The organism is Corynebacterium sphenisci DSM 44792 (genome assembly GCF_001941505.1).
In the GTDB taxonomy this organism is placed as follows: Bacteria; Actinomycetota; Actinomycetes; order Mycobacteriales; family Mycobacteriaceae; genus Corynebacterium; species Corynebacterium sphenisci.
This window is the reverse complement of sequence record NZ_CP009248.1, coordinates 19061-32166: the sequence shown is the minus strand read 5'-3', so window position 1 is coordinate 32166 and position 13106 is coordinate 19061. Positions and strand designations below refer to the sequence as shown.

12 protein-coding genes and 1 tRNA gene are annotated in these 13106 nt (G+C 74.4%); 9 read left to right on the top strand and 4 right to left on the bottom strand.

Annotated features, from left to right (window positions below):
• Nucleotides 1-432 carry a DUF488 domain-containing protein gene (locus CSPHI_RS00150; protein WP_075690962.1) on the top strand — a complete coding sequence of 144 codons (432 nt, stop codon included), beginning with the start codon at nucleotides 1-3 and terminating at the stop codon, nucleotides 430-432.
• A 13-nt stretch (nucleotides 433-445) separates the two neighbouring features.
• On the opposite strand, the gene CSPHI_RS00145 is transcribed toward CSPHI_RS00150, so the two are convergent.
• Nucleotides 446-943, bottom strand: a complete 498-nt coding sequence (locus CSPHI_RS00145) for a DinB family protein (protein WP_075690961.1) — start codon at nucleotides 941-943, stop codon at nucleotides 446-448.
• A 95-nt stretch (nucleotides 944-1038) separates the two neighbouring features.
• A tRNA-Leu gene (locus CSPHI_RS00140) sits at nucleotides 1039-1121 on the bottom strand.
• Between the two features lie 264 nt (nucleotides 1122-1385).
• Here CSPHI_RS00140 and CSPHI_RS00135 point away from each other — a divergent pair.
• The 7 genes from CSPHI_RS00135 (at nucleotide 1386) to pknB (ending at nucleotide 10509) form a co-directional block, all read left to right on the top strand.
• On the top strand, nucleotides 1386-2315 hold the full coding sequence (locus tag CSPHI_RS00135; RefSeq protein ID WP_075690960.1) for an FHA domain-containing protein: 930 nt from the start codon (nucleotides 1386-1388) through the stop codon (nucleotides 2313-2315).
• Between the two features lie 95 nt (nucleotides 2316-2410).
• Nucleotides 2411-2875 (top strand): FHA domain-containing protein FhaB/FipA, encoded by a 465-nt coding sequence (locus CSPHI_RS00130; RefSeq protein WP_075693539.1) that lies wholly within the window; start codon nucleotides 2411-2413, stop codon nucleotides 2873-2875.
• Nucleotides 2872-4368 carry a PP2C family protein-serine/threonine phosphatase gene (locus CSPHI_RS00125; protein ID WP_084210142.1) on the top strand — a complete coding sequence of 499 codons (1497 nt, stop codon included), beginning with the start codon at nucleotides 2872-2874 and terminating at the stop codon, nucleotides 4366-4368. Before CSPHI_RS00130 ends, CSPHI_RS00125 begins: the two co-directional genes overlap by 4 nt.
• Complete coding sequence (locus CSPHI_RS00120) at nucleotides 4365-5711, top strand: FtsW/RodA/SpoVE family cell cycle protein (protein WP_075693538.1); 1347 nt, start codon at nucleotides 4365-4367, stop codon at nucleotides 5709-5711. The genes CSPHI_RS00125 and CSPHI_RS00120 overlap by 4 nt, the downstream gene beginning before the upstream one ends.
• The gene (locus tag CSPHI_RS00115; protein ID WP_075690959.1) at nucleotides 5708-7150 is read left to right on the top strand and encodes a penicillin-binding transpeptidase domain-containing protein; all 1443 of its coding nucleotides are present in this window, start codon (nucleotides 5708-5710) and stop codon (nucleotides 7148-7150) included. Before CSPHI_RS00120 ends, CSPHI_RS00115 begins: the two co-directional genes overlap by 4 nt.
• Nucleotides 7151-7155: 5 nt before the next feature.
• The gene (locus tag CSPHI_RS00110) at nucleotides 7156-8475 is read left to right on the top strand and encodes a serine/threonine-protein kinase (RefSeq protein ID WP_075690958.1); all 1320 of its coding nucleotides are present in this window, start codon (nucleotides 7156-7158) and stop codon (nucleotides 8473-8475) included.
• 108 nt (nucleotides 8476-8583) lie between these two features.
• On the top strand, nucleotides 8584-10509 hold the full coding sequence (gene pknB, locus CSPHI_RS00105) for a Stk1 family PASTA domain-containing Ser/Thr kinase (protein WP_075690957.1): 1926 nt from the start codon (nucleotides 8584-8586) through the stop codon (nucleotides 10507-10509).
• Here the strand turns inward: pknB and CSPHI_RS00100 are convergent.
• Entirely contained in the window at nucleotides 10506-11174 is a 669-nt protein-coding gene (locus CSPHI_RS00100) for an aminodeoxychorismate/anthranilate synthase component II (protein WP_075690956.1), read from the bottom strand. The genes pknB and CSPHI_RS00100 overlap by 4 nt on opposite strands.
• Before the next feature lie 105 nt (nucleotides 11175-11279).
• Between CSPHI_RS00100 and crgA the strand changes: the two genes are divergently transcribed.
• A complete protein-coding gene (gene crgA, locus CSPHI_RS00095) occupies nucleotides 11280-11549 on the top strand; it encodes a cell division protein CrgA (protein ID WP_075690955.1) in 270 nt (89 codons plus the stop codon).
• Between the two features lie 768 nt (nucleotides 11550-12317).
• Here crgA and CSPHI_RS00090 read toward each other — a convergent pair.
• Entirely contained in the window at nucleotides 12318-13070 is a 753-nt protein-coding gene (locus CSPHI_RS00090) for a rhomboid family intramembrane serine protease (RefSeq protein WP_075690954.1), read from the bottom strand.
• Nucleotides 13071-13106: the final 36 nt, after the last annotated feature.

Here is a 13106-nt window from a genome sequence, read left to right as displayed (position 1 = left end):
ATGACCGAGGTGAACGACGCAATCCGAACCCTGAAGATCCACGATCTGCGCCACCGGGACGAGGCCCCGGCGGGGGCGCGCATCCTGGTGGACCGGATGTGGCCGCGCGGGGTGGCCAAGGCCGATGTGGACCTCACCGGCCGGCTGCCCCAGGTGGCGCCCTCCCCGGGGCTGCGCACATGGTTCGGCCACGACCCGGAGCGCTTCGCCGAGTTCACCCGCCGCTACCGGGCGGAGCTCGACGAGCGGCTCGCCGACGCCGACCACGGCGGCGAGGACGATGACGGGGCCGCGGACCAGCTGCGCGAGCTGCTCGACCGCGCCGCGGCGGCCACCGCCGAGGAGCCGCTGCTGCTCGTCTACGGGGCCGCCGACCGGGAGCACAACCACGCCGAGGTGCTCGCCGGCTGGCTGCGCGAGCGCATCGGGTAGCCGCGGGTGCGGGCTAGGCGGCCATCCCGGCGACGTAGGCCGCCTGGGCGACGTGCGCGATCGCGTCGTCGAGCATGCTCACCAGGCGCACCCCACGGGTCACCGAGGGATCCCAGGAGTCGTCGACGACCTCCCCGAGCCGCTCCGGGGTGAGGCCCGCGGCGTAGTCGGCCGCGGCGGCGCAGACCGCGGCGAGGTAGTCCACCAGCCCCTCCTGATCCGCGGTGCGGATGGCGTGCGCCGCCGCCGGGGAATCTCCGTAGCCGATGCCGTCGCCGGCCGGGCCCAGGTCCAGCCGCCCCCGGTGGCCGGCGGACCAGATCTGCCCCGCCCCGGTGAGCGCGGCGAGCTGGGCGTCGAGCTGCCGGCCGGCGTGCCAGAGCAGCCAGGCCGGGGAATTCGGGTGCCCGCCGGGGTGCGCGTTCAGCGTCGCCGCATCCATCGTGGGCAGCGCCCGGGCGGCGGCGACGGGTCGGTGGGCGAGATCGGCGAGCAGCTCGGCGGGGTCCATGACCCCTTCCTACCCGCTCCCCCGCCGGGGCCGGCGGGGGCGACGGAAAAACCGGAGGCCGCGGACCATACCTGGTCCGCGGCCTCCGGCCTCGGTGGGCGAAGGGGGACTTGAACCCCCACGTCCCGAAGGACACTGGCACCTGAAGCCAGCGCGTCTGCCATTCCGCCACTCGCCCGTAGCGACTCGCATACGGTAGCACGAGCGATCGCGCCCAGTCCAAATCCGCAGGTAGCGACCCCTGTTTCGGCCATACGCCGGTCCACGGCTTCGTATCCCGCGCTCACCTGTACCTATACTGGTGGGCACCGCCGCGCGTCGCCCCGCCCGGGTCGGCGCCGCGGACGCACGCACCCGACGTGCACCCGGGCGCGCACCCGCGCCCGCCCCGAACCCCAGAAGACCCGGGGCCACCGCCCCGGGGGAAGGTGACCGGCCCTCGATGGATTTCCTCGGACGCATCCGGAAACTCGACAGCTCGCTGCAACGCGGGCTGGACAACGGCTTCGCCCGGGTGTTCGGCGGCAAGGTGGTGCCGAATGAGCTGGAGGAGTGCCTGAAGCAGGAGATCGAGGATTTCCTCATGCAGGACGCCAACGGCCGCTTCCTGGCCCCCAACGACTTCCGGATCGGGGTCAGCCCCGTCGACTTCGACCACCTCGGCGAGGCCGAACCCGGGTTGCCCGGGGATCTCGCGGACCGGATGTCCCGGTACTGCCGCAACAACGGCTGGGCGCTGTCCGGACCGGTGTCGGTGCGCCTGGAGCTGGTGTCCTCGCTGCACACCGGCCAGCTGAAGACCGCCTCCCAGTTCACCTCCGGCAACCGGATCGAGTCCGGCTACGTCGGCGACCGCGCGGAGCCGCGCACCGACCCGGACGGCCCCCGCGCCGAGGACGGCCGGCCCGCCCCGGACGCCCGGGGCACCTCCGCGGTGGAGGTGCCGCCGCCGGCGGCCCGCGTCGACCCGGCCGCGGCGGGCGCCGCCGCCGGGGAGGACGACGGCGACTGGCGGGAGCGGGCCTGGGCGGACGCGGAGTTCGCCCCGGCCGGCGGGGCCCCCACCGAGGCCGCGGCGGCCGCGGCGGCGCAGGTCACCCTGCTGCTGCAGGACGGGTCCAACCGCACCCACGCGGTGCGCCGGGGCTCCACCATCATCGGCCGGGGCACCGCCTGCGATTTCCGGCTGCCGGACACCGGGGTGTCCCGGCAGCATGCGGAGATCACCTGGGACGGCCGGGATGCGGTGCTAGTGGACCTGCGCTCCACCAACGGCACCCTGGTCAACGACACCCCGGTGGAGAACTGGCTGCTCGCCGACGGGGACGTGATCTCGATGGGGCACTCGGTGATCGAGGTGCGGATCGGCTGAGCCGGCGCGCACCGCCCCTCCCGCGGGCCCCGTCCGCCGGGTAGTCTCACCGCATGCACCGGAATCGGCGGGGCATGGATTAAGGAGGAATGGACGTGGAGGCGATTGTCTTCCTGCTGTCGCGCATCGCGGTCCTGGTCCTGCTGTGGTTCTTCATCTGGATGACCATGCGGGGCCTGCGCGCCGACGCGAACGCGGCATCCGGGCTGCGCCCGGTGCGCGCCGCGGCGCCGGCGATGCGCGCCCGCCCCTTCCAGCGCACCCAGACCCCGCACCAGCTGCTGGTCACCGCCGGCCCGCTAGCCGGGTCCCGGATGAACCTGGACAACAGCCGCGAGGTGACCATCGGCCGGGCCGATGACTCCGCCTTCGTCCTGGACGACGACTACGCCTCCGCCCGGCACGCCCGGCTGCTGCCCCGGGACGGGGACTGGTTCCTGGAGGACCTCGACTCGCGCAACGGCACCTTCCTCAACGGGCAGCGGGTGGACGCGCCCGAGAAGCTGGAGACCGGCATGGAGATCCGCATCGGCCGCACGACGCTGAGGCTGCAGCCGTGACCTGGGCCCTGGACTACGTCACCGCCTCGGACCGGGGCCTGGTGCGGCAGAACAACGAGGACTCCGCCTACGCCGGGCCGCGGCTGCTCGCCCTGGCCGACGGGATGGGCGGGCACGCCGCCGGGGAGGTCGCCTCCCAGCTGATGATCGCGGCGGTGTCCAAGCTCGACGACGATCAGCCGGACGCGGATCTCATCGCCGCGATGCGCCAGGCGATGCACGAGGGCAACGCCACCATCGCCGAGGAGGTGGAGGCCAACCCGGCCACCGAGGGCATGGGCACCACCCTCACCGCGCTGCTCTTCGACGGGGCCCGGGCGGGCCTGTGCCATGTCGGGGACTCCCGCGGCTACCTGCTGCGCGACGGGGAGCTCACCCAGATCACCCGGGACGACACCTACGTGCAGTCCCTGGTGGACGAGGGCAAGCTCACCCCGGACGAGGCCAGCGTGCACCCGCAGCGCTCGCTCATCCTCAAGGCGCTCACCGGCCGGCCGGTGGAGCCGGCGACCTCCATCCGGGAGGTCCGCCTCGGCGACCGCTACCTGCTCTGCTCCGATGGCCTGTCCGATCCGGTGAGCGCGCAGACCATCGCCGAGGCCCTGGCCGAGGGCACCCCCGCCGAGGCGGCGGAGCGCCTGGTGTCCCTGGCGCTGCGCTCCGGGGGCCCGGACAACGTCACCCTGGTCGTCGCCGACGTGGTGGATGCGGCCACGCCCACCCCCTCCCAGCCGGCGCTGTCCGGGGCGCTGGGCGATCCGGGGGCGGAGGGCCCCCGCCCGGACACCGCCGCCGGCCGGGCCGCGGCGATGCGCCCGGCCGCCGAGCAGCGCCGCGCCGTGGTCGCCGACCCCGGCGCCGCCGCGGGCCCCGGCTCCGGGCGCCGCCTGGTCATCGCCGCGGTGGCGCTGGCGCTCATCGCCGCGGTGGCGGTGGGCCTGTGGGGCTGGCGGAAGCTGGACTCGATGTACTACGTCGCCGCCGAGGAGGAGGCGCCGCGGGTGCTGCGCATCCACCACGGGGTGCCCGGCAGCCTGCTCGGGCTGCACCTGAGCTCCCCGCACCAGTACGTGTGCCTGGACGAGGCCGGGTCGGTGACCCTGCCGGATCCGGCGATGGCCGCCGAGGACGCGGACTGCCACCTGATGCGGATGTCCGATCTCAACCCGGTGGGCCGCTCCATGCTCGCCGCCGGGCTGCCCGCCGACGGCCACGAGGAGGTCTTCGGCCAGCTCCGGCGCCTGGCGGGCCAGGCGCTGCCGGTGTGCCTGACCTCCGCGGAGCCGCCCGCCGGCCGGCCCGGCGCGGACGCCCGGGACGGCCGCGACGCCCCCGGCGCGGACGCCGACCCCGCCGAGGGGGACGCCGCCGCGGCCCGCGAGGACGGGCGGGTGGCCGAGGAGGCCGCCGATGCCGCGGCCCGCGATGAGCGGCCGCGGCCCATCCCCGGTTCCCAGCCGGGCGTCAACTGCCGGGAGGTGACCATCCCATGACCCGCGTCCCCTCGACCACCGGACCCGCGGCCCGGCCCCGGGAGCTGGCCCTGCTGCTGCTCGCCGGGGTGGTGACCCTCATCGCCCTGGTGTCCATGCAGCTCGGCCGGGGCGACTCCGCCTCCATGGAGGTGCTGTGGATCCTCGGCGGGTTCATCCTCGTCTTCGGGGTCGCGCACGCCGTGCTGGCCTTCCTCGCCCCCTGGGCGGACCAGATCCCGCTGCCGGTGGTCGCCGCCCTCAACGGGCTCGGCCTCGTCATGATCCACCGCCTGGACCTGGCCAACGGCACCGCGCTGGTGCGCAACCAGGTGATGTGGACGGTGCTCGGCGTGGCCATGTTCGTCGCGGTGCTGGTGCTGCTGCGCGACCACCGCTCGCTGAGCCGCTACGCCTACCTGCTCGGCCTGGCCGGGCTGGTGCTGCTCGCGCTGCCGCTGGTGTGGCCCTCGGCGATCAACGCCGACGCCCGGATCTGGATCACGATCGGCCCGATCTCGGTGCAGCCCGGCGAGTTCGCGAAGGTGCTGCTGCTCATCTTCTTCGCCCAGCTGCTGGTCAACAAGCGCTCCCTGTTCAACGTCGCCGGCCGGCACGTGCTCGGCATGGACTTCCCGCGGCTGCGCGACCTGGGCCCGATCCTGGTGGTGTGGGCGGTGGCGCTGCTCATCATGGCCGCGCAGAACGACTTCGGCCCGGCGCTGCTGCTCTTCGGCACCGTGCTGGGCATGCTCTACATCGCCACCTCCCGGCCCTCCTGGCTGGTCATCGGGCTCGGCCTGGTCGCCGTCGGCGGCTTCGGGATCTACCAGGTCTCGGCGAAGATCCAGACCCGGGTGGACAACTTCGTCGACCCCCTGGCGCACTACGACTCCGGCGGCTACCAGCTCGCCCAGGCCCTGTTCGGGATGAGCTGGGGCGGGGTCACCGGCACCGGGCTCGGCGGCGGCTACCCGCAGAACGTGCCGGTGGCGCACTCCGACTTCATCCTCGCCTCCTTCGGCGAGGAGCTCGGCTTCGCCGGGCTGGCCGCGATCCTGCTGCTCTTCGCCGTGATCGTGGCCCGGGGGCTGAACGTGGCGATGCAGGTGCGCGACTCCTTCGGCAAGCTGCTCGCCGCCGGCCTCTCCCTGACCCTGGTGATCCAGGTGTTCGTGGTCGTCGCGGGCATCTCCAAGCTGATGCCGATGACCGGGCTGACCACCCCCTTCATGTCCGCAGGCGGCTCCTCGCTGCTGGCGAACTACATCCTGCTGGCGATCCTGCTGCGCATCTCCGACTCCGCCCGCCGGCCGTGGACCACCCCGGCCGAGGCGGAGCGGGCCCGGGGGGTGGCCGCGTGAACAAGGCGATCCGGCAGGCGATGATCTTCTCCCTGGTGCTGGTGCTGCTGCTGCTGGCCAACCTCACCTGGGTGCAGGGCTTCCAGCGGGAGCAGTATGCGCTCAACCCGCTGAACTCCCGGCAGTTCCTGGAGGAGAAGTCCACCCCGCGCGGGCAGATCACCGCCGGCGGGGAGATCCTGGCCTCCTCGGAGAAGGGCCCGGACGGGTTCTACCGGCGCAGCTACGGCTCCCTGCCGGAGGCCTACGGCCCGGTGGTGGGCTACCTCTCCGACGTCTACGGCACCGCCGGGGTGGAGCAGTCGCGCAACGCGATCCTCAACGGCACCGACCCCTCCCTGTTCACCCGCCGGGCGATCGACGCGGTCACCGGCCGGGAGCCGGCCGGGGCCTCCCTGGCGCTGACCCTGCTGCCGGAGGCGCAGCAGGCCGCCTACCGGGAGCTCTCCTCCCGGGGCTACACCGGCTCGGTGGTGGCGCTGCGGCCCTCCACCGGGGAGGTGCTGGCGATGGCCTCGACCCCGTCGTTCGACCCGAACCCGATCGCCGGCAATGACGAGGCGGCCTGGGCGGCGCTCAACGACAACCCGGATGCGCCGCTGCTCAACCACGCCACCCAGCGGCCGCTGCCGCCGGGCTCCACCTTCAAGGTGCTCACCACGATCGCCGCGATCGAGTCCGGGCGCACCCCGGACACCAGGGTCACCGGGGCGCCGCAGGTGACCCTGCCGAACACGGAGACCACCCTGGAGAACTACGGGGGCGCGGCCTGCGCCGGCGACGGCGGGGAGGTCGACCTGCGCACCGCCTTCGCGCACTCCTGCAACACCGCCTTCGCGGAGCTGGCCGTCGACGTCGGCGCGGATCCGCTGCGCAAGGTCGCCGACCGGTTCCGGGTGGGCGACACCTTCGCCGATCTCGGCGTGCCCCAGCAGCCCTCCACGATCGGGGAGATCCCCGATGACGCGGCGCTGGCGCAGACCGCGATCGGCCAGCGCGATGTGGCGATGACCCCGCTGAACGCGGCGATGATCGCCTCGGCGATCGCCAACGGCGGCGAGCTGATGGAGCCGCACCTGGTCAAGGCGGTGCTGGGGCGCAACCTGGCCCCGCTGAAGGAGACCCGCCCGGAGAGCCTGGGCGAGGCGGTGCACCCCGACACCGCGGCGATCCTCACCGATCTGATGCGCGGCGCGGAGGCCCACTCCGGCGGCGACGCGAGCCGGATCGCCTCCAAGACCGGCACCGCCGAACACGGCGAGGTGCGCGGGCAGTACGCCCCGCACACCTGGTGGATCGGCTTCACCCTGGATTCCGACGTGGCCATCGCGGTGGTGGTGGAGAACGGCGGCGACGCCGGCGACGCCGCCACCGGCTCCTCGGTGGCCGCCCCCGTCGGCCGCGCCGTGATCGACGCCATCGAACGGTCGGGGCGCTGATCCCCATGGCCGCCCACCCCGATCCGGAGCACGCCCGCCAGGCCGCGGCGGTGCAGGCGATCCTCGGCCGCGACCGGTACCGGATCCGCGGCCACCTCGGCAGCGGGGGGATGGCCACCGTGTGGTTGGCCGATGACGCCGCGACGAACCGCCCGGTGGCGGTGAAGGCGCTCAAGCCCGAGCATTCCCGGGACCCGGAGTTCCGGCAGCGCTTCCGCAACGAGGCCTCCGCGGCGCGGGCGGTGCGCAGCCCCAACTCGGTGACCGTGCTGGACTACCGGGAATCCGCGGACGCCTGCCTCATCATCATGGAGTACATCCGGGGCGAGTCGGTGGCCGATGTGCTGCGCCGGATGGGCACCATCCCGGAGCACCTGGCCGTCGACGTGGTGGACCAGGCCGCGCACGGCCTGTCCGCGGTGCACGCCGCCGGGCTGGTGCACCGGGACATCAAACCGGCGAATATGCTGGTCACCCCGGAGGGCCTGGTGAAGATCACCGATTTCGGGATCGCCAAGGCCGCCGAGGACGCCTCCCTGACCCGCACCGGGCTGGTGGTGGGCACCGCCCAGTACGTCTCCCCGGAGCAGGCCCGCGGGGAGGAGGTCACCCCCGCCACCGACGTGTACTCCCTGGGCTGCGTCGCCTACGAGATGCTCTGCGGGGCCCGGCCCTTCACCGCGGACTCCTCGATGGCCGTGGCCCTGGCGCACATCAACGAGGCGCCCCGGCCGCTGCCGCCGAGCGTGGACCCGCATGTGCGGGAGCTGGTCGGGATCATGCTGCGCAAGGACCCGGCCCGGCGCTACGCCGACGGCCGGGAGCTCGCCGCCGCGGTGGCCCGGGTGCGCGCCGGCCGGCGCCCCCCGCAGCCGGCCGCGGTACCGCCTGCGGTGCACCGGCAGGCGGTGGCGGCGCACCCGGCGACCAGCGAGCTCGGCGCGATGACCCGGCCGGCCGCAGGCCCGCCGGCGGCGCCCGTCCCGGTGGCCCCGGTCGCCCCGCCCGCCCCCGCCCGACGGCCGGCGCCCTCCCGGCGGCAGCGCCGCCGCGCGGAGCGCGCGGCGACGGCGGCCCGGCCCGCCCGCCGCGGCTGCCTCGGCTGCTTCGGCACCCTGCTGGTGCTGGGCATCCTGCTCGCCCTGGCCGCCCTGGTCGCGGCGATGGTGCTCGCCCAGGGCATCGGCTACGCCGACGGGGCCGCGGTGGTCTGGGACCGGCTGGTGCGCGGCGGCGGCGCCGCGCTGCTCGACGAGGCCGCGACCTACGCCCGCTGGTGGGTGTCCCAGCTGCTCGCCGGCGCCCTCGGCGGGGGCGGGGGCTGAGATGGCGGGCACCGCACGAACCCATGGACCCTTTCCGGCCGGCGGACCCGCCGGCGCCCGCGCCCGACATCCGCGGACGACGCCTGAACAGCCAAGGAGGTGCCGGCGATGACCACCGGCGATGAGCTTCTCGGGGGCCGCTACCGGCTCGGCCCCCTCATCGGGCACGGCGGCATGGCCGACGTGTTCTCCGCCGAGGACACCCTGCTCGGCCGGGATGTGGCGGTGAAGATGATGCGGGCCGACATGGCCCGCGACGCCGGTTTCGTGGAGCGCTTCCGCCGGGAGGCGCTCAACGCCGCGAAGCTGAACCACCCCGCGATCGTCAGCGTCTTCGACACCGGGGCCACCCCCGGCGCCGTCGGCGAGGTGCCCTTCATCGTGATGGAGCTGGTCCGCGGGGAGAACCTGCGGGATCTGGTGCGCCGGGAGGGCCCGCTGGCGCCGACCCGGGCGGCGGGGATCCTCGCCGAGGTCTGCGATGCGCTGCACTTCTCCCATGCGGAGGGGATCGTGCACCGGGACATCAAGCCGGCGAACATCATGATCACCGCCACCGGGGCGGTGAAGGTGATGGACTTCGGCATCGCCCGGGCCCTGGGCGATGCGACGAACATGACCCAGACCTCGGCGGTGATCGGCACCGCCCAGTACCTCTCCCCGGAGCAGGCCCGGGGCCGGGCCGCGGACGGGCGCAGCGACATCTACGCCGCCGGCTGCGTGCTCTACGAGGCGCTCACCGGCCGGCCCCCCTTCACCGGGGAGAACTCGCTGGCGGTGGCCTACCAGCATGTGCAGGATCCCCCGGAGTCGCCCTCGCTGCTGCTGCCCGGGCTCAGCGCCGCGGAGGCCACCGCGGTGGACGCGATCACGCTCACCGCGCTGGCGAAGGACCCGGCGGATCGCTACGACACCGCGGCCCTGATGGCCGAGGATCTGCGGCGGCTGGGCCGCGGGGAGGTGCCGCTGGCCGCGGCGCACCACATCCCGCCGCACGCCGCCCGCGGCGATGACGCCGCCACCGCCGAATTCGCCCCGCAGCGCCCGGCCGCGCCCGCCCCCGCGGAGCCGGCCGCGCCCCGGCGCACCCGGCGGGCGGCGCCGGCGAAACGCCGGCTGTGGCCGGTGGTGGCGCTGCTCGCGGTGCTCGCCCTGCTCGGCGGGGGCGGGGCGCTGTGGGTGCTCGGCGGGCCCGGGGAGGCCGGCGGGGACTCCGCGGCGACGGTGACGGTGCCGGACGTGGCCGGCAAGGGCGCCGCGGAGGCGGAGCGGATCCTCGCCGCCGCGGACCTGGAGGTGATCCGGGAGGACGTCGCCGACCCGGAGGTGCCGCGCAGCCGGGTGATCGGCACCGACCCGGGCCCGCGGGCCGCGGTGCCCGCCGGCTCCCCGGTGACCATGCGGGTCTCCGCCGGGCCGGAGGCGATCCGGGTGCCCGACGTGGTGGAGCTCACCGCGGAGGCGGCCCGGCGCAAGCTCACCGCCGCCGGGCTGAAGGTGGACACCGTGGTGGAGGAGGAGCCCAGCGACACGGTGCCCGCCGGGGCGGTGGTCGGCCAGGAGCCGAAGGCGGGGCGGAAGGTGTCCAAGGGCACCACCGCCAGGCTCACCGTGTCCACCGGCAAGGCGGAGTCCACGGTGCCCGACGTCACCGGCCAGGATCTGGACGGCGCCCGGGCGACCCTGGAGGACGCCGGGTTCCGGGTGGTCGTGGTGGAGGTCGACTCCGTGGAGCCGGCCGGCCGGGTGCTGTCCACGGACAACGCCGGGGCCCGGCAGGAGGAGGGCTCCGAGGTGCGGATCCGGGTCTCCCGGGGCAACCAGATGCGGATGCCCTACCTCATGGGCAAGACCGCGGAGCAGGCCGAGTCGGAGCTGCGCGCCGCCGGGTTCACCGGCGAGATCCGGCGCGGCCAGGTGAACACCCCGGATGTGCGGCAGCTGGGCATGGTCGCCTCCCAGTCCCCGGCCCCGGACACCACCATCGACAAGGACGGGGCGGTGGACATCGAGGTCTACGTGCTGGGCCTCTAGGCCCCGGCGCCGGCGGCGCGGTAGCCGGCCTGGTGGCCGGCCTGCTCGGACTCGAGCCGGGCGAGCAGCTCCTCGGGGTGATCCGCGCCGGCGGCGCGCAGCCAGTTCGACAGCATCCGGTGGCCGTATTCGGTGAGCACCGACTCGGGGTGGAACTGCACCCCGTGCAGCGGCAGCTCGGCGTGCCGCACCGCCATCAGCATCCCGGAGTCGGTGCGCGCGGTGGCCACCAGCTCCGGCGGCAGGGTGGCCTCGTCGACGGTGAGCGAGTGGTAGCGGGTGGCGGTGAAGGGGGAGGGCAGCCCGGCGAGCACCCCGGTGCCGTCATGGCGCACCGGGGAGGTCTTGCCGTGCAGCAGCTCATCGGCGCGCACCACGGTGGCGCCGAGGACCTCGCAGAGCGCCTGGTGGCCCAGGCACACCCCGAGCAGCGGCACCCGCAGCTCCGCGGCGGCGCGGATCACGTCCTCGGTGCGGCCCGCCGCGGCCGGGGTGCCCGGGCCCGGGGAGATCAGCACCGCGTCGAAGCCGGCGAGGGCGGCGGCCGGGTCGGCCAGCTCCGGGGAGTCGTTGCGCCACACCACGGTGTCCTCGCCGAGCTGGCCCAGGTACTGGACCAGATTGAAGACGAAGCTGTCATAGTTGTCGACGACGAGGATCCGCATACCGCGGGATCATACTGGTAGATTGATCGCCGACCGCCGCAGCGGCCCCCCGAGGGGGACGTGGCCGCCGGCGGTGGACCGCACCCGCGCACAGATGGAGGAGCCATGCCCAAGGCACGCGTCGATCGGACCATGGAGGGCCCGAACACCTCCGCCGGGGTGAGCCGCACCCCGGTGAAGATCAACACCACCTCCACCCCGCTCTGGTACAAGATCATCATGTTCGGGCTGATGCTGCTCGGTATCGCCTGGCTGGTGGTCAACTACATCGCCGGCTCCGCGATCCCCTTCATGGTGGCGCTGCACGCCTGGAACTACGTGATCGGCTTCGGGCTGCTCATCATCGGCCTGCTGATGACCATGGGCTGGCGTTAGCCGCACCCCGCACCAGAACCGCTCCGACGCCCCCGGTGGACCCCGTCCCCGGGGGCGTCGCCGATCCCGCGGACGGGGGTGGTGCAGCAGGTCGGGAATCACCCCCGAAACGGGTGTCATTAAGGCCGTGCAGCGTTCGTTCCCCCACCCGGGTTATCCACAGCGACGGTACCGGGGATGGAGCGGCCTGTGGACAACCGCCCGCCGGCGGGCGGTCCCGGGAACCGGGGGTTATCCACAATGGGGGCCTCCGGGGACCGGCCGGACCCCGATCCGCTCTGTCCACATTATCCACGGCCTGTGGATAACTCTGTGAACAAGTCGGTGGTTTGTCCCGTATTTTCGGTTCATGGGTCGTGCGCTTCCCTTTCGGACCGGCTTCGTACACCTGTCCGCAAATTACAACGTTAGGATTATCCACAGCTGTGCACAACCTTGTGGACAACACCGGTTCCCGTGGATTGTGCATAACCTCGTGGAGAACCTGTGCACGGTCGGTGCACGGGGCGCCCGCCGGCCGTCCACGATCCGGGATCCGGGTTATCCACAGTGTCGACAACCCCCGCCCCGCGGGTACCCCCGCGGCACCCTCAAGAGAACATTGAGGGTGCCGGCCGGCGGCGGCCCCGGAACCGGGCCGGCGGCACCCGGTCGGCGGCGGGATCGGGGCCGGGCCCGGACGGGCGCGGGCGCCGGGTGGCGGGGGAGGCGGGGCGGAGGCCGGGCTCGGGGCGGCGGGGGCCGGGATCAGGGCGGCGGGGGCCGGGATCAGGGCGCGGGGACCGGGGCGAGCGCCGCCGGTGGGGCCGCCCACCACAGGACCAGCGCCGCGACGACGAACGCGCCGACCGCCGCGAGCACCAGGTTCAGCCGCCCCGCGCGCACCGGGCCGGGCGCGCGCAGCGCCGCCGCCCAGCCCAGGGCCACCGGCAGCCCGGTGAGCAGGCCACCGACATGCCCGGACGAGGAGATCCCGCCGATGAAGATCGGCATGCACAGGGTGACCAGCACCAGCACCGAGGTGCCGCGCAGCTGCCGTGAATCGACCACGGCCAGCTGGGCGCCGAAGACCAGCCAGATGCCGAGCAGCGCCCCGGAGATCCCCACCGTCGGGGCCTGCGGGGTCCACCACAGCACCGCCGCGGAGGAGCCGAGCGCGGTCACCGCGGTGAGCGCGGCGAAGCGGGCCGTACCCCAGAACCGCTCCACCTGCGGGCCGACCAGGGACAGCAGCACCATATTGGACAGCAGATGCCCCGGCCCGTCATGCAGCAGCGGCCCGCTGACCAGGCGCAGCCAGCCGGCCCCGGCCATCGCCGGCCCGTGGAGCACCCCGCGGGCCATCACCGGGGCGGCGAGGTTGCGCTCGATGGAGCCCGAGGCCGCCGCCCCGGCGAGGTAGAGCGCGGTGCAGGCCACGACCAGCGCCAGCGTCGCCGGCGCCCCGGCGAACCAGCCGGTCCGGGCGGGGCCGGCCGGGCGACCGGCATCGGCGGGGCGGGGGTGCGCATGGGGGCCCATGGCCGTGAATCTACCGGGGCACGGCGAAGCCCCGGG

Coding starts and splice junctions, on each gene's coding strand:
- CSPHI_RS00110 (WP_075690958.1), top strand. CDS start 7,156: ATGGCCGCCCACCCCGATCCGGAGCACGCCCGCCAGGCCGCGGCGGTG.
- CSPHI_RS00090 (WP_075690954.1), bottom strand. CDS start 13,070: ATGGGCCCCCATGCGCACCCCCGCCCCGCCGATGCCGGTCGCCCGGCC.
- CSPHI_RS00120 (WP_075693538.1), top strand. CDS start 4,365: ATGACCCGCGTCCCCTCGACCACCGGACCCGCGGCCCGGCCCCGGGAG.
- pknB (WP_075690957.1), top strand. CDS start 8,584: ATGACCACCGGCGATGAGCTTCTCGGGGGCCGCTACCGGCTCGGCCCC.
- CSPHI_RS00100 (WP_075690956.1), bottom strand. CDS start 11,174: ATGCGGATCCTCGTCGTCGACAACTATGACAGCTTCGTCTTCAATCTG.
- CSPHI_RS00135 (WP_075690960.1), top strand. CDS start 1,386: ATGGATTTCCTCGGACGCATCCGGAAACTCGACAGCTCGCTGCAACGC.
- crgA (WP_075690955.1), top strand. CDS start 11,280: ATGCCCAAGGCACGCGTCGATCGGACCATGGAGGGCCCGAACACCTCC.
- CSPHI_RS00145 (WP_075690961.1), bottom strand. CDS start 943: ATGGACCCCGCCGAGCTGCTCGCCGATCTCGCCCACCGACCCGTCGCC.
- CSPHI_RS00150 (WP_075690962.1), top strand. CDS start 1: ATGACCGAGGTGAACGACGCAATCCGAACCCTGAAGATCCACGATCTG.